Origin of the sequence: Metabacillus litoralis (assembly GCF_007994985.1) — a bacterium.
Taxonomy (GTDB): domain Bacteria; phylum Bacillota; class Bacilli; order Bacillales; family Bacillaceae; genus Metabacillus; species Metabacillus litoralis.
The window spans coordinates 32,651-52,467 of sequence record NZ_VOQF01000003.1; the positions used below are offsets into that span (position 1 = coordinate 32,651).

A 19,817-nucleotide genomic window follows, 5' to 3' on the forward strand; every position below is an offset into this window, starting at 1 on the left:
GTAAGGGAGGGTTTTTACTATTTGTAATCACCAAATGGAGGTCATCAAAAATGAATATAAGAAAATGTTCGAATCCGATGAATATAAAAGGAATCGAAGAATGGATGACTCAATTTTTCGTTGACCCATTCACAAGTTTATTGGATGAAGAAACATTTCGAGTAGATTTGTTCGAGACAAGTGAAGAATTTATTATAGAAGCGGAGCTAGGAGATAAAATAAAAAAAGAAAATATCTCTGTAACCGTTAACAAAGAAGTAATCAAAATATCAGTACTAGCATTACAACAAAATGATATAGTGACAAGAAATATCATTCTACCTATTAAAATAGAAGATAAAAAAATAACAGCTATATTCAATAATGGGATTTTAGAAATAAACATCTCAAAAAATCTTACCTCAAATCATAAAAATAAATCCATTAACATTTATGATTAAATTTTAACACTACCAATCTTTCCTCATCCATAGTTCGGATTTTCTCTCGATCATTATCTTCTCAAAAACAAAATGACAGCCATGAGTGCTGTCATTTTCAATCTTCCACATAATATTCTGCTTTTTGATCTTGAACAGTAATCCAAATATGCTTAAGTTCTATATGACCACATTGTTTACACGGCGTACTTTCATCAGATATTAGCATACATCTTGAACAGTAATATTTATCCATGTTATAACCCCTTTTCTAAACATAGTATGCTTAGAAATAGGGATTGTTTCATGAATCTACAAGATGATCAAAACTATTATGATAAATTTTATCTAAAGTATCAATTTGGTAAATAAAAAATTCATGATCAGAATATTCATCTAACCGGTTTTTCTCCTTATATTCTTCACGCGCACTTTTAGCAAACTCGAGCGAAGTAAAAATACCAAGGATATTTGAGCTTTCACCACAATCCGAACATCCTAGATCTAATACAACATAATACAAAATAACACCCTCTAACTTCTTTCATTATTTAAAAATAACTATACCATTGATAAATAATGTTTTTCTAGTTAGATGCATTCGGTAAAAATATCGTTACGGTTGTTCCAATACCAACAGTTGAATCGATTTCTAACTTCCCATTATGATTTTCAACAGTTTTATAGCTTGTTAATAAACCAAAGCCTGTTCCCTTTTCTGTTGTAGAATAAAAAGGCTCTGCGATTCGTTGTAATCGTTCCTTAGGAATACCGCGACCATTATCTATAAAATCTATTCTTATTGATTGATCAGAAGATGTTATTTTTATAATAACAAAGCCTCTTTCGTCGATTGCATCTAAGCCATTTTGAATAATATTAAAAAATACTTGCTTCAATGCATTTGGATCACCATACATAACTGGGATATCTTCTTCTATCTTGCACTTAATTTCTTTATTTATTAGTATCGCTTGTGCTTGAAGTAATTGAACAACTTGTTTCATCAAGTCATGAACCTTTATTGGTTCCTTTTTTTCTTGATGTGGGCGAGCAAGAGTAAGAAATTCTGAGATAATTTCTTCAACCCGATTAATTTCACTAAAAGCTACGTTTATTAGTTCTTCATTACATTCCTTTGTAGAATAAAATAGTTGCATGAATCCTTTAATAGAAGTTAAAGGATTACGAATTTCATGGGCAACAGCAGCTGCCAATTGACCAACAACGGCAAGTTTTTCTGACTTTCGCAATAAAATATCTTGTTCAACTCTACTACGGATATCCCTTGTAATTGAAATGAAACCTGTTACAAGACCAGTTTTTTCATCAAAAACAGATTTTACACTTGACTCTAAAGGAATATATGTACCATTCTTGTTCCTAGCACGATATGAAATCAATAAAGGACCTTGATGATTTATAAGATATGTATGCTTTTCCTTTATAAGTGAAAGATCATCAGGATGTATATAATCACTAGGTTTGTCGCCTAGTAATTCAGCAGCCTCATAACCTAGAATTTGCTTGATCGAAGGTGAATTATAAATAAACTGACCATCCTTTAAATGGAGATTAATGATGTCAGAAGAATTTTCAGCTAATAAACGATATTTCTGCTCATTTTTGGTAAGTACCTGCTCGAGATTTTTCTCCTCAGTAATATCTAGCACTTGTGCTAAAAAATATTTCTTTTCAGAATAAGAATCTTCAATTAATGTAACATTTAAAGATCCCCAGATAATCTCTCCATTTTTATGAAAATAACGCTTTTCCAGCTGATAAGAATCACGTAAACCTGTTAACATATCTCTGAATAGCTGTAAATCTAATTCATAATCCTCTGGATGAGAGATTTCCTGAACAGAAATTTTTCTCCATTCTTCTTCTGTGTAACCAATAAATTGAAAAAATGCATTATTTGCAATATTATTAATAAAATCCTGTTGAAAGATCATTTGTGGTATTCGTGACTGTAAAAAAACTTTTTCTAATATTGATGATTCTAGTATCAAATTGCATCCGACCTTTATTTACAGATAAAGTATAATCACTACTATAACAACTTCCGACACGAATAACCATATCTTTCATAAATTTATACCCAAATGTCACCGTTTTTAGTTGGCATTCATAGACTTACTATTCATTACCCCATCGTTCACAGTCGAAGTATGTAGATATATGTCGATTAATTTTTAATTTAGCTCTGTTAAACTTTGTTGTTGATTTCCGTTACAGGTATTCGCTTTCCCGGGAAAAAAGCACCTTTTTTCCTAGGGAAGAATAAAGACAATTCTTCCTAGGTCCGGGTGCTTCCTCGTAAGCTGCGCGCCTGCGGGGTCTCCCTTTGACACGCTTCTCTAAGTAGGAGTCTCATATATATTCACCTCGAATCAACATCGTGCTAAAAATCAACATTAACCTTTAACATAGCCTACTTAAAAGTTGAATAAATTTATTACTGATGTTAAACGTTTCTAAGAATGAAGTATGTGATGGCAATCAATATAAAAACTATTTTTAGTGATTACAAAAAGGATCTACTAACATTTCTAATAATCCTTTTTTCACAACAAAAAAAGCAGGTAACCAAAGTCACCTACTTTTTCATTAATTATTTAGAATTTAGATTGGTAGTTATCTAGTTCCCAAGAATGTACAGCTGTACGATAGCTATCCCACTCAGCTTTTTTAGCTGCTACGTATTCATTAAATACATGATCACCTAAAGTTTTACGGCCGATTTCTCCGTTTTGTAGCTCAGCTACTGCTGCTTCAAGGCTTCCAGGAAGATTTTCAATACCTAATTCTTCACGACGTTCTTCTGTCATATGGAAGATATCTTCGTTAATAGATGCAGATACTGGTAATTCTTTTTCAATGCCATCAAGACCCGCAGATGCGATTACGGCAAATGTTAAGTATGGGTTTGCCGATGGATCTGGACAACGAAGTTCAACACGTGTTGCCATTCCTTTTTTAGCAGGAATACGAATTAGTGCAGAACGATTAGATGCAGACCATGCAATATAACAAGGTGCTTCATATCCAGGTACTAAGCGTTTATAAGAGTTTACTAGTGGATTTGTAATTGCAGCAAAACTTTTCACGTTTTCTACTAATCCAGCAATAAATTGATATGCTTCTGTTGATAATTGAAGTTCATCTGATTCATCATAAAATGCATTTTCGCCATCTTTGAAGAATGACATATTTACATGCATTCCAGATCCGTTAATACCGAATACAGGTTTTGGCATAAATGTCGCATGTAATCCGAATTTTTGCGCTATCGTTTTAACAACCCATTTGTACGTTGTAGACATATCTGCAGCACCTAGGGCATCTGCATATTTAAAATTAATTTCGTGTTGTCCTTCAGCAACCTCATGGTGAGATGCTTCAATTGTAAAGCCCATTGCTTTTAATGCTCTATATATTTCTAGACGTACACGCTCTCCTAAATCCTTTGGTGATGGCTCGAAGTATCCACCATTATCACCTAACTCAGAAGTTGGATTACCGTTTTCATCTGCTTTAAATAAGAAGAATTCTAGTTCAGGTCCTACAGAGATTGTATATCCTTGATCTGCAGCACGCTTAACAGTCTTTTTTAAGACGTTACGTGTATCTCCTTCAAAAAGTGTTCCATCTGGATTAGCTGCCGAGCATAAGAAACGCGCTTCTGAATATCCTTCTTCAACTGTCCAAGGTAAAACTGCAAATGTTGAATAATCTGGAATTAAGTATAAATCTGATTTGTTAATTGGTGAAAAACCTTTAACTGATGAACCGTCAAACATTTGCTTACCTGCTGCTACATCATCAAATTGTTCTACAGTTACCGTAACACTTTTTAAAATGCCTTCTATGTCTACGAATTGTAGATGTATAAGCTCAACATTTTTCGAGCTAATGATTTCTTTAATTTGTGCAAGAGTTTCTGTATCATTTTTTCCTTTTGAAATAACCGCTTCAGCCATGTTAGATAACCTCTCATTTCAATGTCGTTTTTTATAACATGAGTTTATTATATTTAAAGATTGTAAATTTGACAAGTCTTTTTCTATTAAATTTTCTGTATTTTTATAATATTTTATTAGAAAGCGTTTACATACAACTCCAAGCATTTATAAGGGAATAAATGGGTTTAAACTACTCTTTGATAACATATTAATTAATATCGTTGTATTTTTATACACTCAACCCTCTAAGTGTATTTTCTTGACCACAACGACTAGTAAAAGATATATTTTACTTACAAAAAGTAAGTATTTAAATAAGGAGAGATAAAGTTGCTATTTCACGGTACACACACAACAAATGTTAACCATATACACCTTAAGGTTAGTCAGTTATCAAAATCGATTTCATTTTATAAAGAAAAACTAGGATTTAATGTACTTAAGCAAACAAAACATATAGCACATCTTTCAACTAATGGAAAAGATATACTAATCACACTTGAAGAAGTTGAAAGTACGATCCCTCTTTCACATAATAAAACAGGCCTGTATCATATTGCACTATTATTTCCAAGTCGGAAAGAGCTTGCAAATTGTCTAAATCATCTTTTATTAACGAAGTATCCTCTTCAAGGTGCTTCAGATCACCTAGTAAGTGAAGCCATCTACTTAGCAGATCCAGACGGCAATGGAATTGAGCTTTATGTTGATCGACCAACAGATACATGGACCAAAAATAATAACACGATTGAAATGGCGACAAATCATCTAGATGTTCAGGATTTATTAGCTCAAAAATGTGATATCCCCTTTATTAAGTTATCACCAGAAACAATTATTGGGCATATTCATCTTCAAGTAGCAAATATTGCTGATTCAGAAAGATTTTATCAACTTCTCGGTTTTAATATTGTCAATCGTTATGGTAACCAAGCTCTGTTTATGTCCACAGGAGGTTATCATCATCATATTGGATTAAATACTTGGCACTCAAAAGATGCTTCACCCTCAAATGCAGATGAAATTGGTTTAAAATCTTTTACAATAATGTATCCTAATGAAGAAACAAGAAAAGCTGTAATTGCTCAGCTTAAGATGCACAATATTAACACTCATAATCAAGATAGTAATTATACTGTCAAGGATCCTTCTGACAATTTAATTCTTTTATCAATTTAAGCAGAATTTTTGACTATCAATTAAACCATAGTATTATAGAAATCAGATCTTACATATTGAAGGGAGCCAAATAAAAATGGCACAATCATTAGATGGTAAAGTAGCTCTTGTTACAGGAGCTGGAAAAGGTATTGGGCGTGCAATTGCTCTTGCATTAGCAAAAGAAGGAGTTTCTGTAGGTTTATTAGCTCGTACAGAAAAGGATCTAATTGACGTAACAAAGGAAATTGAGGCAATAGGAGCAAAATCAGCTTATGCTACTGCGGATGTCTCATCAATTGATGAAGTGAATGCTGCTGTTGAAAAAATCACAAAATCCCTTGGACCAACTGATATTTTAATTAATAATGCTGGTATTGGAAAGTTTGGTAAATTTCTGGAACTTGATCCACAAGAATGGAAAAATATTATTGATGTTAATTTAATGGGTGTTTATTATGTAACCCGTGCAGTGCTACCACAATTAATTGAAAAAAATGGTGGAGATATTATTAATATTTCTTCAACTGCTGGTCAAAAAGGTGCTCCAGTTACTAGTGCTTATAGTGCTTCGAAATTTGGAGTACTAGGTTTAACAGAATCATTAGCACTTGAAGTTCGTAAACATAATATTCGAGTAACAGCTCTTACTCCAAGTACAGTAGCAACTGAATTAGCATATAAAGAAAACTTAACAGATGGAAATCCAGACAAAGTTATGCAACCAGAGGATTTAGCTGAAATTATGATATCGCAATTAAAATTACATCCTCGTATTTTCATTAAATCAGCCGGAATGTGGTCAACGAATCCATAAAAACAAAATGCCGATGCACATAGTATCGGCATTTTCTATTTTTGTCGATAAATCACTCTAAAACCCTTCTGCTTACCCTTCCCCCTACTTTTTCCCTATTTTTCCTAAACAGTGTAGACATTGTAAGAAGTTTACCATATAATACAATTAACAATTAACATTTTGTTAATTAAATAACATATAGGAGCTTGAGCAGATGTCAAACAAAGAAGCATTAGATCTATATGATTCAAAACAATTCCAGACTCCAGATGGGTACACTTCTGACATTGCTGTTTTTACAATTATTTCATCCAAGGTTGGTGAGTTTAAACCACCACTAATGAAGTTAATGCTCATGTTAATTAAGAGATCTGAAAGAAATGCTGAAGGAAACCCAAATATTGAAGCTGGAAAATGGGCTTTACCAGGTGGTTTTGTTCAGCCAGATGAAACAGCTCTAGAAGCCGCTAAACGAGAATTAGAAGAAGAAACTGGTGTAGCAAGTATTCATATTAAACATTATGGTGTATATGACAAACCAGGCAGAGACCCTCGGGGCTGGATCCTCTCGAATGCGCACTATGCCATTGTACCTGAACATACGCTATCAAAAAGGAAAGCAAATGATGATGCAGAAGATGTAAGATTATTTTCAATTGATGATGTACTACAGCTAGACTTAGCGTTTGATCATGCAGAAATTATTAGTGAGGCCATTTCAATTATTAAACATGATCTCCTGCAAACACCAATTGCAAAGAACTTTCTACAAAATCATTTTACCTATTCAGAGCTACAGGCTGTTTTAAAAACTGTTACAAACGATCCAGCGATCTCGAGTGATCAAGCATTTTCAAGAAAAATTAAAAGTCTCCCTTTTATAGAAGAAGTAACCGGACAAAAAACACAAAGAACTTCTAAAACACCCACTCAGCTTTATCGTTTTGTTGAAGATATAAATGTCGCAAGACCCATTTATACGGCAAGATACTGATTTAGGTAAGCATACATGTTTACAAATAGCATTTTTTATTTTTATTATTAGGAGGTACAAAAATGAAAAAAGCCTTAATAAATATTGATTATACGAATGATTTTGTTGCAGATAATGGTGCATTAACATGTGGAAAGCCAGGTCAAGAGATTGAATTAGAAATTGTTAATTTAACAAAACAATTTGTTTCACAAAATGATTTTGTCGTTTTTGCCATTGATATGCACGAACAAAATGATGAGTTCCATCCTGAAACAGCCCTTTACCCCCCACATAATATACGTGGCACTGAAGGTAGAAAACTCTATGGTGGTCTTCAAGCTACTTATGATGATTATAAAGAAAAAAACAATGTCTACTGGATGGATAAAACCCGCTACAGTGCATTTGTGGGAACAAATTTAGATTTAAAACTAAAAGAACGTGAAATAACTGAGCTCCATTTAGTTGGTGTTTGTACAGATATTTGTGTTTTACACACTGCAGTAGATGCTTATAACAAAGGCTATAAAATTGTCATTCATGAAAAAGCTATTGCTAGCTTTAATCAACAAGGACATGATTGGGCATTACAGCATTTTAAAGGCTCTTTAAACGCTACTGTTGTTTAAATTAGAAATTATAGTTTTTATGAGTAGCTCGTAATAATTAACCCTTGGTAAATATCCCCCTCTTTCACGATCATTTATGTGAAAAATTGAACTTACTGTGGAGGAATAGGAAATATGAAAACACAATATAAAGATGATAGTTTAGCATTACACACAGATCTTTATCAAATAAATATGGCTGAATCATACTGGGAGGACGGTATTCATAACCGCAAAGCGATTTTTGAAGTATATTTTCGTAAGCTTCCCTTTGGAAATGGTTATGGTATTTTTGCTGGGCTTGAAAGAATTATTGAATATCTTGAAAACTTCGCATTTACTGAATCAGATATCGATTATTTACGAAATCAGCTAGGTTATCAAGATGACTTTTTACATTATTTACAACAAATACGTTTTACAGGAAATGTTTACTCTGTCCAAGAAGGAGAAATGGTTTTCGGGAACGAACCAATTATCCGAGTTGAAGCCCCATTAGTTGAAGCTCAGCTTATCGAAACCGCTCTTTTAAATATTGTTAATTATCAAACCCTTATTGCGACAAAGGCTGCTCGAATTAAGCAAGTTGTAGGAAATGATGTTGTTATGGAATTTGGCACAAGACGTGCCCACGAGCTTGATGCCGCTATTTGGGGAACAAGAGCAGCATATATTGGTGGTTTTAATGCCACATCTAATGTTCGAGCTGGAAAAATGTTTGGTATTCCTGTTTCGGGAACACACGCTCACTCTTTTGTGCAAGCTTATAAGGATGAATATATTGCTTTTCATAAATATGCAGGTAGACATAAAGATTGTGTTTTTCTAGTAGACACCTATAATACATTAAAATCTGGTGTACCAAATGCGATAAAGGTAGCAAAAGAATTGGGCGATCAGATTCAATTTAAAGGAATTCGTCTAGATAGCGGAGATTTAGCTTACCTATCAAAAGAAGCTAGAAAAATGCTTGATCAAGCTGGTTTCCATGATACAAAAATTATCGCTTCAAACGATCTTGATGAAGCAACAATTATAAACTTGAAGTCACAGGGAGCTAAAATTGATATTTGGGGAATTGGTACAAAGCTTATCACTGCTTTTGATCAGCCTGCTTTAGGTGCTGTTTATAAGCTTGCTTCTATCGAGGATGAAAATGGCGAAATGGTCGATACCATCAAAATCAGTGGTAACCCTGAGAAGGTTTCTACTCCAGGCTTAAAAAAGGTTTATCGAATTATCAACAAACTGAACGGAAAATCTGAAGGTGACTATATCACACTTTATAACGAAGAACCTGAGAAAGAGGAAAAATTAAAAATGTTTCACCCTATTCACACGTTTGTAAGTAAATTTGTCACAAATTTTGAAGCGAAAAATCTTCATCACCAAATTTTTAATTCAGGAAAGCTTGTGTATGATACTCCTTCATTAGAGAGCATGCAAAAATATACAGCAGCAAATCTCGACTTGCTATGGGATGAATATAAACGTGCCCTTCATCCTGAGGAATATCCGGTCGATTTAAGTCAAGCTTGTTGGGAAAATAAAATGAACAATATAAATGAAGTAAACTCTAAAGTTGCTGAAATGGTTAGTACTAGAACTGAATATTAAAACTAGATTTTATGGAGGTTGTGTTTATGGGTAAAATCGGCATTTATGGTTCTTCCTTTGATCCAGTTACTAATGTTCATCTTTGGACAGCAAATACAATCCTACATCGATGCAATCTAGATAAAATCATCTTCCTTCCTTGCTCAAATAAGCGTAGAGACAAGAAAATGCAAACAGAAGATCAACATCGCTGGAATATGCTCGAGCTAGCAATTAATGATAATAATCAGTTTGAAGCAGATGCTTATGAAATGAATCAAAATGCATGGAAAATCACAACCTACGAAACATTAAAGCATTTCAAAAATAAATTTAAAGATGATCGTATTTATTTCATTATGGGTGCTGATCTATTAATTGATATTGGCCAGGGAAAATGGGGAAATGGCGATCTTTTAGTTAAAGAAAACCAATTTATTGTTATGGCTAGAAATGAGATTAATATGCTTCGGGCAATAAGTAGCTCACCTATTTTACGAAATAATGATGATGGGAAAACTTTCCATTTGCTAGATAAGGGTTTAGCAATGGAAATCAGTTCTTCATATATAAGAGATGAATTTTCTTTAGGTGGAGATCCACGCTACCTTCTTCCTGAAGCTTGTTATAAGTATATTAAAAAGCATGGACTATATCAGTAGGAGGAAATTATGATGAATCTACAAAAACAAATTATGAACGACTTAAATGTAAAAGAAACAATAAATCCTAGGGAAGAAATTTCTGCACGAATTGCTTTCTTAAAGGAGTATGTTAAAAAAACTGGTGCAAAAGGGTTCGTGTTAGGCATTAGTGGTGGTCAAGATTCTACATTAGCTGGTCGTCTAGCACAATTGGCTGTTGAACAATTACGAGCTGAAGGACATTCAGCGACATTCACAGCTGTTAGACTTCCCTATGGTATTCAAAAGGATGAAGATGATGCTCAGCTAGCCCTCTCTTTTATCAAGCCAGATGAAAGTATTGCCTTTGATATTTCAAATACTGTTGATACTTTTGCAACTAGTTATAATCAAACGACTAATGAAGCTCTTACTGATTTTAATAAAGGTAATGTAAAGGCTCGAGTAAGAATGATCACACAGTATGCAATCGGAGGACAAAACGGTTTATTAGTCATTGGGACTGATCATGCTGCAGAAGCTGTTACTGGTTTTTTCACAAAATATGGAGATGGAGGAGCAGATCTTCTTCCATTAACTGGACTAACAAAACGTCAAGGAAAAAGCTTACTTCAAGAGCTCGAAGCTCCAGAACGTTTATACCTAAAAACACCAACAGCTGATTTACTTGATAACACACCACTTCAAGCTGACGAAACTGAGCTTGGCATTACTTATGATGAATTAGATGATTACTTAGAAGGAAAAGAAGTAACAAAGAACATCGCTGAAAAAATTGAAAAGCGCTATATCACGAGTCAGCATAAACGTGAAGTTCCTGCTTCTATGCATGATAATTGGTGGAAATGATTTAAGTGAATTTTATAAGTGCCTAGAGCTAGGTATTAAAACTAAGTACAGGCTCTTACCATCATACTACCAAAGGGAATGATAGAAGTTAGATTTATTTCTCCAAAAAAAAGGCGCAACTCTTATTAACGAGTACGTCTTTTTTCTGGTTTTGTTAACTTATCTTATTTAATTGAATCTGTAACGAGTTCACACCACGTATTATTTTACTGAACAGAAGCAATGAACTGTTTTGAATAGAAAAAACGCACGATAAAATAATAAACTACTTGTATAATGAAGAAAACTCCAAGCACACCAACGGATTCCTTAAATAAATTAAAGGAGAAAAAGTTTGATAAAGCCGTTAAAGCAACAGCACCATGAATGAGTGCTACAATAATTGGTGCAAAAAATAGAATAGCCGTTTGCTTTGTTAGCACTTTTTTTAGCTCTTTTTCGCTTAATCCCATTTTGGAAATAGATTTAAATTTTTGTTTATCCTCATCTAAATCCATGTATAGACGGAAATATAGAAAACTACCAGCTGAGATAAAAAAGACAATTCCAATAAATAACCCCACAAACAAAATGGGTGCATATGATTTATTTATTTGATAAACATCATAATCAACAGATGTAAATTCATAAGGTTTCAGGTTCTGCTGTAATTTTTCTGAAGCTTCGATAACATTTTCTTTTCCTGATGTCACTTGCCAGGCATGAAAATATACCTCATCAGCAGGCTCTGTTGAAATTTGTTCGAAATCTTCATCTGAAACAACATAATAAGGATCTGTTGAAGGTAATGCTCTAGAATAGATCACTTCTGTTGATTTTAAAATATCTCCTGAATTTAGCTTCACTGACTCATTTCTATCTATATTCATTTGTCCAAAAGAAAATCCTTCAAATTCAACAGTGATCATCTGTCCCTCTTGAAGGTTAATGATTTCTTCGTCAATTAACTTGGCAAAATGGTTATAATCAGATTGCTTTGCAATGACAATTTTTTCTCCTTCTACTTCAAAATAGCTTAACATCATTTGTTCTTCTTTAGCGACAATATTGTGCTTTTGTAACGTTTTGTTAATAAGTGCTACTTCCACGTCGGCATTTTGACCTCTATAGGTAATAGAGTTAGGATTTGTAATTTTCGTTCCTGAGGTAGACCACGCTTGAAAACCGAATAAAGTTCCAATAGCACAAAATGCAATCGTTGACACGATTGAGACCATAAAGAACGTTCGTGCATTATCTTTCATCCGAAAAGCAAGATCTGAAAACAAGAGCATGTTTGTTTTATACCAGAAAAAAGATTCTTTCTTTTTTAACCTACCAATGACAAAAACACTTAATTGAGTAAACATAAGATATGTTCCAGCAATGACTAACAGTATTACCGGTACCATAACCGTGATTACTACAACCCCTTTTACCATTAAAGCAACAGCATAGCCTATGCCTAATAATGAAACAGCAATTATCGTTAAAAAGAGATTTGCTTTTGGTTCTCCCTTTGACTTCTTGTTCCCTTTAATTAAATCAATTAATTTTTTACTTCTTAAAACATAAGAAACAAAAAGAGAGATACAGAAAAATAATAAAATAAAAGAAAAAAATGATAGGATCATGGCCTGAATCGGAAGATAAAAATGAAGGCGTTCATCGATAATTAGCACATTTTCTGCTAAAAGTAGAATTCCTTTCGCAAAAACTAACCCTAGCAATATTCCACCAAGAGTAGCAAAAAATCCAATTAGCATATTTTCCAGAAAAACCATTAAACGAATTTGCTTGGATGTCATTCCTTGCAACATCAATAAGCCAAATTCTTTTTTACGTGACTGTAGAAAAGAGCTCATTGAATACAAAATAAAGAAGAAAGAAAAAACATAAATAATCCAAGCAGAAATATACATACCACTTGTTACATTACCATTCATTTCATCTCCACTTAATACCGGATGAAAGGCAAAAATTGCAAACGTAAAAAAGACCATAACGGTAAACAAACTACTAAGAAAATAAGCTGCATAAAGTCTTTTATTTCGTGTGACATTATTAAACGCGAATTGACGAAAGGTCATGTGCATCCCCTCCCAATAAAGAAAGTGTATCAATAATCTTCTGGAAAAAGGCCTGACGATTGTTCCCACGGTGAATTTCCGAATAAAACTTCCCATCGCGAATAAAAACAACTCGATTACAATAGCTAGCCGCTTGTGGATCATGAGTTACAAGCATCATTGTTGTTCGTTCCTTATTATTAATATATTCTAGCATCTCCATGACATCCTTAGAAGATTTCGAATCAAGATTACCTGTTGGTTCATCGGCTAGTAGCAGTTTAGGATTATGAATCATTGCTCTAGCCACAGCTGCTCTTTGTGCTTGACCACCCGATATTTCATATGTGCGCTTATTCATAATTTCTGAAATCCCAAGCTTCTCAGCAATGTCACGAGCTTTCTGTTTCATTTCTTCTACTTTTTTCCCTTCTAGTGTTAAAGGAAGTACAATGTTTTCTTCAACTGTTAATGTATGAAGCAGATTAAAATCTTGAAAAACAAAACCCAATTCTCTGCGGCGAAATTTAGCCAATTCATCTCTTTTTAACTGATGGGGATTTTTTTCATTAATAAGAATTTTACCTGTTGTAGGTTCATCAATAGTTGCAATTAAATTGAGAAGGGTTGTTTTCCCACTTCCAGAAGGTCCCATTATTCCAACAAACTCTCCAGTCTCAATAGTCAGGTCAATATCTGTCAATGCACGATATGTGATTTTGCCTTCATAGATTTTACTAACTTGGTTTACATATAACATCACAAGATCTCCTCGATTCCTCATTTTCGTTTAACCTGTGATTAGTATAGCTTTACAAATAAGTGGTAAACTATCGATTCATCTTTCACTATTCTTACAACGATGTAAGGTTTTGAGTTTGTGAAAAAACCAATCTAAATGTCGTACCTTCTCCAATTTCAGAATCAAATTCAATCACATGTCCAAGATGATCAACAGCTTCCTTTACTAAATAAAGTCCCACTCCTGTAGATTCTCTAAATTCACGACCATTCTCCCCTGTAAAAAATGGTGAAAAAACACGCCTTTTATCCGTATCAGGAATACCTACTCCAAAGTCAGTCACTTCTAGCACCGCTTCCCCAGCTTGTTCAAATATAGAAATCACAATACTGCTGCTTTGACCAGATGAATACTTAACAGCATTGTTTATCAGTTGAGAAAGGATAAAAAATAACCATTTTTCATCAGATTCAACAGTAATTCCTACTTTTTCTACCTCAAGCTTAGGATATACTTGATTTCTAATAAAAAAACGTTTATTTTCACCATTTACTTCATTGACAATCTTAGATAATACAACGGGCTTTATAGAAAAGTCCTGTTCAATCGATCGAAGTCGCGCCATATATAGTACAGTATTTAACCCGTTTTTCATTTTTTCTGTTTCTTCTCGAATATTTGATGAATCAGGTTCATCAAGTGTTTGTGCAGTAAGTTCAATAACTGAAAGTGGTGTTTTCATTTGATGAACCCATTGATTCATAAACTTATTGTGCTGCAACTGCTGATTTTCTAAGGTTTTGATTTGATGTTGATACAGCTTGTATTGATCTTTCAATAACGAATCAAGTGCCTCTGATATAGGAGTTTGTTCTGTTTTTTGGAAGGAATCATCAAGTGCTTCTAGTGGCTTAGTTAGACGTTTATAGAAATTGCGGCGACTGTTAAAATAATAAAAAAGATAACATACAAGAAAGAAAATTCCGAGAAAAACTGAATAAAGACCAGGTCGAATTGATCGATACCCATCAAGCCAATAAATAGAGAACATGACAGAAAATTGGATGAGTTGTACAACAATTAATAAAAAATGCTCTTTCATAAATAATTTCATAATCTCTCTACCTTTGTCCAAGTAGGGTTAAGTCTGTAACCTACACCTCTAACTGTTTCAACTGCATCTTTAACCCCAAGCTCAAGAAACTTTTTTCGAACTCTTGTTATATTTACATTAAGTGTATTTTCATCTACATATGTTTGTTCATCCCATAACTTAACAAGCAAATCCTCTCGGCCAGCAACACGAGGATAGCGATCCATCAAACTTTCTATTATATCTGCCTCCTTCTTTGAAAGTGTAACAGCTTGATTGTTTAACATGAGTTCTAATCTTTCAATGAATAGCTTTAGCCCTTCTTTTTCTAATACCCTTTCTTCCGCTACCACAGCATACTCTCCATAAGCACGTCGAAGCTGACTTCGTATTTTTGCCATAACCACTTCAATATAAAAAGGCTTTGTTATAAAATCATCTCCACCGTTTTCCAAAGCCATCACTTGATCCATTTCTCCCACCCTTGCTGATAGAAAGATGACAGGACAAATTGATTCCTTTCGAATTTGTCTACACCAATAATAACCATCAAAACTTGGAAGATTAATATCTAATAAAACTAAGTCAGGTTTATTTTTATGAAATTCATCCATTACAGCATTAAAATCCTTCACTAGTGTCACATTAAAACCGTATTTATGTAGATGAGCTTGTAAATGCTCAGCAATTTTAGGATCATCTTCAACAATCATAATCTTTTGCATGTTCTCACTCCTTTTTCCATGAACATTATGTCACAAAAACTAGTGAATTTACACAAAAATATAAAAATCTGTCAGGTTATATGATGTCATTTAAATAGGTGGTTAATAGGATAAAAACTCTATCCTTTATTTCGAATAGAGGTTTTAAATTAAATTAGATTATTTGTATTAATAAAATTCTACAAAGAGGTTGGGACATAAGTAAAGAAGTCATAAAAAAAGACGAATAAATCTAAATTCAGTTAAGCTGAAAGAAGCAAGTTCGTTCCATTGCGCTGCAGACACTCGCTTTCCATGGGGAGGAAGTTAAGCCTCCTCGTAAGCTGCGCGCCTGTGGGGTCTTAGCCTTTCCTCTATTCAAAGTAGGTGCCCTAGTGTCTTCCGCTCCATTCCACTAGTTCTTAAAAATAGTATACAAAATCAAAAAATCTATTAAAGACAGCAAATAAAAACCCGAACTATTAAGCGAATGATTACTTGAAATATCACCTAATAATTCGGGTTTTTCATTAACTTGAATACTTATGTCCCAGCCTCTTCAATTTTTACCTAATGTGTCTCTTTTTCTCCATACTCCTTACTTGAACAGAAAGGTTTTCACATTCACAACTTTCACTATAAGATATAAGGAAGTTTGTAGCTTCTCTCATTTTTTTAACTGGTATTCTTTTTTAAATTAAATTGATTATTCTTTGATTTACACTCAAAGCTTTTTTTATCATAAAGAATAACTTACGATAACTTCTTAAATTCAGCAGGTGAGTAATTTGTGTATTTTTTGAAGCAAATACTAAAATATTGAGGATTACTATATCCTACCTTTTCTGCAACTTCGTAGGTTTTTAAATTTTCTTTTCGAATAAGCTCCATTGCTTTTTCCATTCTTATTTCTAACAAAAACTCTCCAAAGTTCTTCCCTTTTTCAACCTTAAACAAGTTACTTAAATATGCAGGACTGACATGAACTTTGGAAGATATTTTTTGCAACGACAATCTTTCTTGATGGTAATTCTCTTCAAGAAATGAAATAGCCATATCAACAACAGATACCTTTCTTCTAGAATTTTCAGCTTGTAAATAATGAGCTAAACTTACAGATATATCTTCAAGTTTCTCTATAATATCTTGAATTGTATGCAAACGATAAATTTCTTGATATAAACTTGTTAAATTAAAATTTGTATCTTCAACCCAGACTACAGCATCATGACTAGCTTTATTATTTAATGCGATTAATAGTTTTAAAGCAATAAAATGAACATCTTGTAGAGAGTGGTAATGATTAAGAAGTAATTTTTGTAGATTTTCATAAAAAGCCTCTACTTCACAAACTAACCCAAGACTGATTTTTTGGAGAAGTTCTAATTCTTCCCCTTCTAGGATCACATCTAACTTTTTATCAGAAAGATTTATATCAGATACAGATATAATTCTTTGTTTGCCAGAAACATGACTGAAATCCATTGCCATTCTTGCTTCTTCGAAAGAAGTACTAAGATGATGTATTCCTTTATATAAATTTCCTAACGAGATTGTTAAATCAACATCAATATGATGTTTTAGCAGATGTTTAAGCTCTTCAGCTAACTTCTTTAAGAAACTATTATCTACTAATGAAAAACATGAGAAGATCATTACTAATTCATGTTGATTTTTGATAAATTCAATTCCTTGTATTTCATCTTTTCTTGTTACTACTAAATCAGTAGATAATTTCTTTATTTCTCCTGTATAAAAGGAATCCTTCTCTTCTCTGCTACTAGCGATTATTGTCGCGTAAAAAGGTCCCTTTAAGTTAAGGTTTAACTCCTCGAAAAGACTCTGCTGAATTTCACTTTCAGGTATTTTTCCATATATTAAATTCTTTAAAAATTCTTGTTGTAAAAGGGGTAACGCATCATTTAGCTTGGAAATCGCTTCTACTTCTTTATCTAGTTCAATTGCTGCTTCTTTTACCTTCCTTACTAAGTCTAGACTGTCAACTGGTTTTAATAGATAATCAAATGCTCTTATTTTGATAGCCTCTTGAGCATATTTAAAATCGTCATATCCTGTAAGCAAAATTATTTTCATAGTCGGAAATTCGCCTCTAATTTTCTGTGCCATTTCTAAACCATTCATAAAAGGCATCTTGATATCAGAAACAACAATTTGTGGGTTTTTTGAACGTATTAATTCTAAGCCCTTCTCACCGTCACCAGCTTCCCCAACTACTTTAATACCGTTTTCCTCCCAAGGGATGGTCTGTATCAACCCTCTACGAATAATTCGATCATCATCAACGATCACAACTTTATGCATAAAACGTTTCACCTACTCTCTTACTTTTGGAATAGTAACGGTTACATTTGTTCCTTCACCAAGCTTGCTGCTAAAAGTGAGACCATATTGATCCCCAAAGTGGATTTTCATTCGTTCATGGACACTTCTTAAACCAATGCCTATATTACTTGACGAGTGATGTTTATTACTTATTTCAGCTCTGATTTTATTTAGATTCTGTTCATTCATACCGTGACCATTATCAATAACATGAAAGATAATCTCATTTTCTTTTTCATAGCCAATAATTTGAATTTCTCCCATTCCTCGCGATTGCTTTACTCCATGATAAATTGCATTCTCAATTAATGGCTGTAATGTGAGTTTAACTGTTTGATAGCTTAATATTCTTTGATCAATATCAAATGTATAATTGAAGTCGTCACCATAACGCATTTCTTGGATATATAAATAATTCTGAATATGCTCAATTTCATCTTTTATCTTAATGATTTCTTTTCCTTTACTAATACTAATTCTAAAAAAGGTTGATAACGCACTGATCATATCACTTGCTTCTTTATTCATTCCCATATCACATAGTCCTTTTATTGAATATAGGGTGTTATATAAAAAATGAGGATTTATTTGTGCATGTATGACCGAGAATTCGAGTTGGCGTTTTTCTTCTTGATCTAATTTGACTTGATTTAATAAACTATTAATCTTCGTCATTAAATTCTTTATACCATTATTTAAAATCACCATTTCTTTTGGAGCATTTTGAAAATCTGGAAGATCTACATGGACATTTTTCTCATTAACACTTTCTATATTTTTGACTAATGAGCTTATTGGCTCTGTAATGAACTTCGCTATAACATTAGCAATCATAACAGCGATGACAATTAAGATCATAATCACAAATATAGTCAGATATTTAATGTAATTTGCTTTCTTCAATATATCTTCTTCAGGAAAAACAGCCGCTACCTTCCACTTGTTAACACCTAACGTATCAAAAATAACGATCATTTTCTTTCCATTTGGTTTTTGATATTCAAACTGACCTTGTTCCTCCGTACGTGTATGAAGATAATTGAGGACAGTTTCATCTAATTGGTATTCTTCTTCTACTGTTTTAGATTTCATATACCCTTCTTTGCTAACTAACGTTAAATATCCATTATCACCAATCAAAGATTTATTGAAAACCCTTTCAAAAAAATCTGTGCGAATATTAAATAATAAAGCACCATTAACCTGTGAACGTTCATTACCAATTAACTTAAAAACACTTATCACTTCATTTGGACTATTTTTATTTAAAAACACATCATCTTTATGAAGGTTTCTCCAATAAAATCCTTCCTTACTTCCTTTATAGTTCTTCATATATTTATCATAATCAAATTGAATTTGCTCTGCTTGTTGATCGTGTTTACTTAATGTGAAATGACCGCGATGTAAATCAACTAATACCGATTCAATCATGGAATTATGATTTAAATATATTCTGTTTATATATTCATCCATCGCAATATAATCTTCTGGAGTGATTTCTGAAGGATCTTTCGTAATGATAGATAAAGTTTTGGGATCATTCGATAGTGATACTAACTGTTCAAACACATCTGTAAGTCTGTTTTCAAGGTGATGTTTTGTCTGAAAGACCGTATCATTAATGTTTTGATAGGCATTTTCTTGAATTTGACTTGCAGCAAGCAAATAAGAAATCCAAGAGATAAGCAAGATAAAGAAAATAATGACAGGTAAATACAAACTAATAATCGTCGTTTTAAATGATCTTGTTGAATAAAGCGGAATTAACTTTTTTAGCATCTCACATTACCCCACATGCTCTGCTCGAAAATCAATTAGAGTTATTAGTGCTAGAATACTGTATATCTATTAATTGGTAAAGGGGAAT

The 19,817-nt window shown here is 33.0% G+C and carries 18 protein-coding genes; 8 read left to right on the forward strand and 10 right to left on the reverse strand.

Annotated elements, in window-relative coordinates:
- Positions 1–50: 50 nt before the first annotated feature.
- Positions 51–440: an Hsp20/alpha crystallin family protein gene (locus FS935_RS05215; RefSeq protein WP_146946504.1), complete on the forward strand. Its 390-nt coding sequence runs from the start codon at positions 51–53 to the stop codon at positions 438–440.
- 97 nt (positions 441–537) lie between these two features.
- On the opposite strand, the gene FS935_RS23370 is transcribed toward FS935_RS05215, so the two are convergent.
- From FS935_RS23370 to glnA, 4 genes are all read right to left on the reverse strand, one after another.
- Positions 538–675 (reverse strand): hypothetical protein, encoded by a 138-nt coding sequence (locus FS935_RS23370; RefSeq protein ID WP_158638541.1) that lies wholly within the window; start codon positions 673–675, stop codon positions 538–540.
- A 48-nt stretch (positions 676–723) separates the two neighbouring features.
- Positions 724–942 carry a hypothetical protein gene (locus FS935_RS05220; RefSeq protein ID WP_146946505.1) on the reverse strand — a complete coding sequence of 73 codons (219 nt, stop codon included), beginning with the start codon at positions 940–942 and terminating at the stop codon, positions 724–726.
- A 64-nt stretch (positions 943–1,006) separates the two neighbouring features.
- On the reverse strand, positions 1,007–2,434 hold the full coding sequence (locus FS935_RS05225; RefSeq protein WP_158638542.1) for a PAS domain S-box protein: 1,428 nt from the start codon (positions 2,432–2,434) through the stop codon (positions 1,007–1,009).
- A 606-nt stretch (positions 2,435–3,040) separates the two neighbouring features.
- Positions 3,041–4,405, reverse strand: coding sequence for a type I glutamate--ammonia ligase (glnA, locus tag FS935_RS05230; protein ID WP_146946508.1), 1,365 nt, complete (start codon positions 4,403–4,405; stop codon positions 3,041–3,043).
- A gap of 312 nt (positions 4,406–4,717) precedes the next feature.
- Between glnA and FS935_RS05235 the strand changes: the two genes are divergently transcribed.
- From FS935_RS05235 to nadE, 7 genes are all read left to right on the forward strand, one after another.
- Positions 4,718–5,566: a VOC family protein gene (locus FS935_RS05235; protein ID WP_158638543.1), complete on the forward strand. Its 849-nt coding sequence runs from the start codon at positions 4,718–4,720 to the stop codon at positions 5,564–5,566.
- Positions 5,567–5,642: 76 nt separating this feature from the next.
- A complete protein-coding gene (locus FS935_RS05240; RefSeq protein WP_146946511.1) occupies positions 5,643–6,362 on the forward strand; it encodes a 3-ketoacyl-ACP reductase in 720 nt (239 codons plus the stop codon).
- A gap of 196 nt (positions 6,363–6,558) precedes the next feature.
- Positions 6,559–7,338: an NUDIX domain-containing protein gene (locus tag FS935_RS05245; protein WP_146946513.1), complete on the forward strand. Its 780-nt coding sequence runs from the start codon at positions 6,559–6,561 to the stop codon at positions 7,336–7,338.
- Positions 7,339–7,400: 62 nt separating this feature from the next.
- Positions 7,401–7,949 carry a cysteine hydrolase family protein gene (locus FS935_RS05250; protein WP_146946515.1) on the forward strand — a complete coding sequence of 183 codons (549 nt, stop codon included), beginning with the start codon at positions 7,401–7,403 and terminating at the stop codon, positions 7,947–7,949.
- Between the two features lie 114 nt (positions 7,950–8,063).
- A complete protein-coding gene (locus FS935_RS05255; RefSeq protein ID WP_146946516.1) occupies positions 8,064–9,545 on the forward strand; it encodes a nicotinate phosphoribosyltransferase in 1,482 nt (493 codons plus the stop codon).
- A 26-nt stretch (positions 9,546–9,571) separates the two neighbouring features.
- Positions 9,572–10,186 (forward strand): nicotinate (nicotinamide) nucleotide adenylyltransferase, encoded by a 615-nt coding sequence (gene nadD, locus FS935_RS05260; protein WP_146946518.1) that lies wholly within the window; start codon positions 9,572–9,574, stop codon positions 10,184–10,186.
- A gap of 12 nt (positions 10,187–10,198) precedes the next feature.
- Positions 10,199–11,017, forward strand: a complete 819-nt coding sequence (gene nadE / locus FS935_RS05265; protein WP_146946519.1) for an NAD(+) synthase — start codon at positions 10,199–10,201, stop codon at positions 11,015–11,017.
- A 206-nt stretch (positions 11,018–11,223) separates the two neighbouring features.
- On the opposite strand, the gene FS935_RS05270 is transcribed toward nadE, so the two are convergent.
- The 6 genes from FS935_RS05270 to FS935_RS05295 all read right to left on the reverse strand — a co-directional run bounded on the left by FS935_RS05270 (position 11,224) and on the right by FS935_RS05295 (position 19,729).
- Complete coding sequence (locus FS935_RS05270) at positions 11,224–13,086, reverse strand: FtsX-like permease family protein (RefSeq protein ID WP_146946521.1); 1,863 nt, start codon at positions 13,084–13,086, stop codon at positions 11,224–11,226.
- Positions 13,061–13,825 (reverse strand): ABC transporter ATP-binding protein, encoded by a 765-nt coding sequence (locus tag FS935_RS05275; RefSeq protein WP_146946523.1) that lies wholly within the window; start codon positions 13,823–13,825, stop codon positions 13,061–13,063. Before FS935_RS05275 ends, FS935_RS05270 begins: the two co-directional genes overlap by 26 nt.
- Positions 13,826–13,919: 94 nt before the next feature.
- Complete coding sequence (locus FS935_RS05280; RefSeq protein ID WP_146946525.1) at positions 13,920–14,921, reverse strand: sensor histidine kinase; 1,002 nt, start codon at positions 14,919–14,921, stop codon at positions 13,920–13,922.
- Positions 14,918–15,625, reverse strand: coding sequence for a response regulator transcription factor (locus tag FS935_RS05285; RefSeq protein ID WP_146946526.1), 708 nt, complete (start codon positions 15,623–15,625; stop codon positions 14,918–14,920). The genes FS935_RS05280 and FS935_RS05285 overlap by 4 nt, the downstream gene beginning before the upstream one ends.
- 732 nt (positions 15,626–16,357) lie before the next feature.
- Entirely contained in the window at positions 16,358–17,926 is a 1,569-nt protein-coding gene (locus FS935_RS05290; protein WP_158638544.1) for a response regulator transcription factor, read from the reverse strand.
- A 12-nt stretch (positions 17,927–17,938) separates the two neighbouring features.
- Positions 17,939–19,729, reverse strand: coding sequence for a sensor histidine kinase (locus tag FS935_RS05295; RefSeq protein ID WP_146946530.1), 1,791 nt, complete (start codon positions 19,727–19,729; stop codon positions 17,939–17,941).
- Positions 19,730–19,817: the final 88 nt, after the last annotated feature.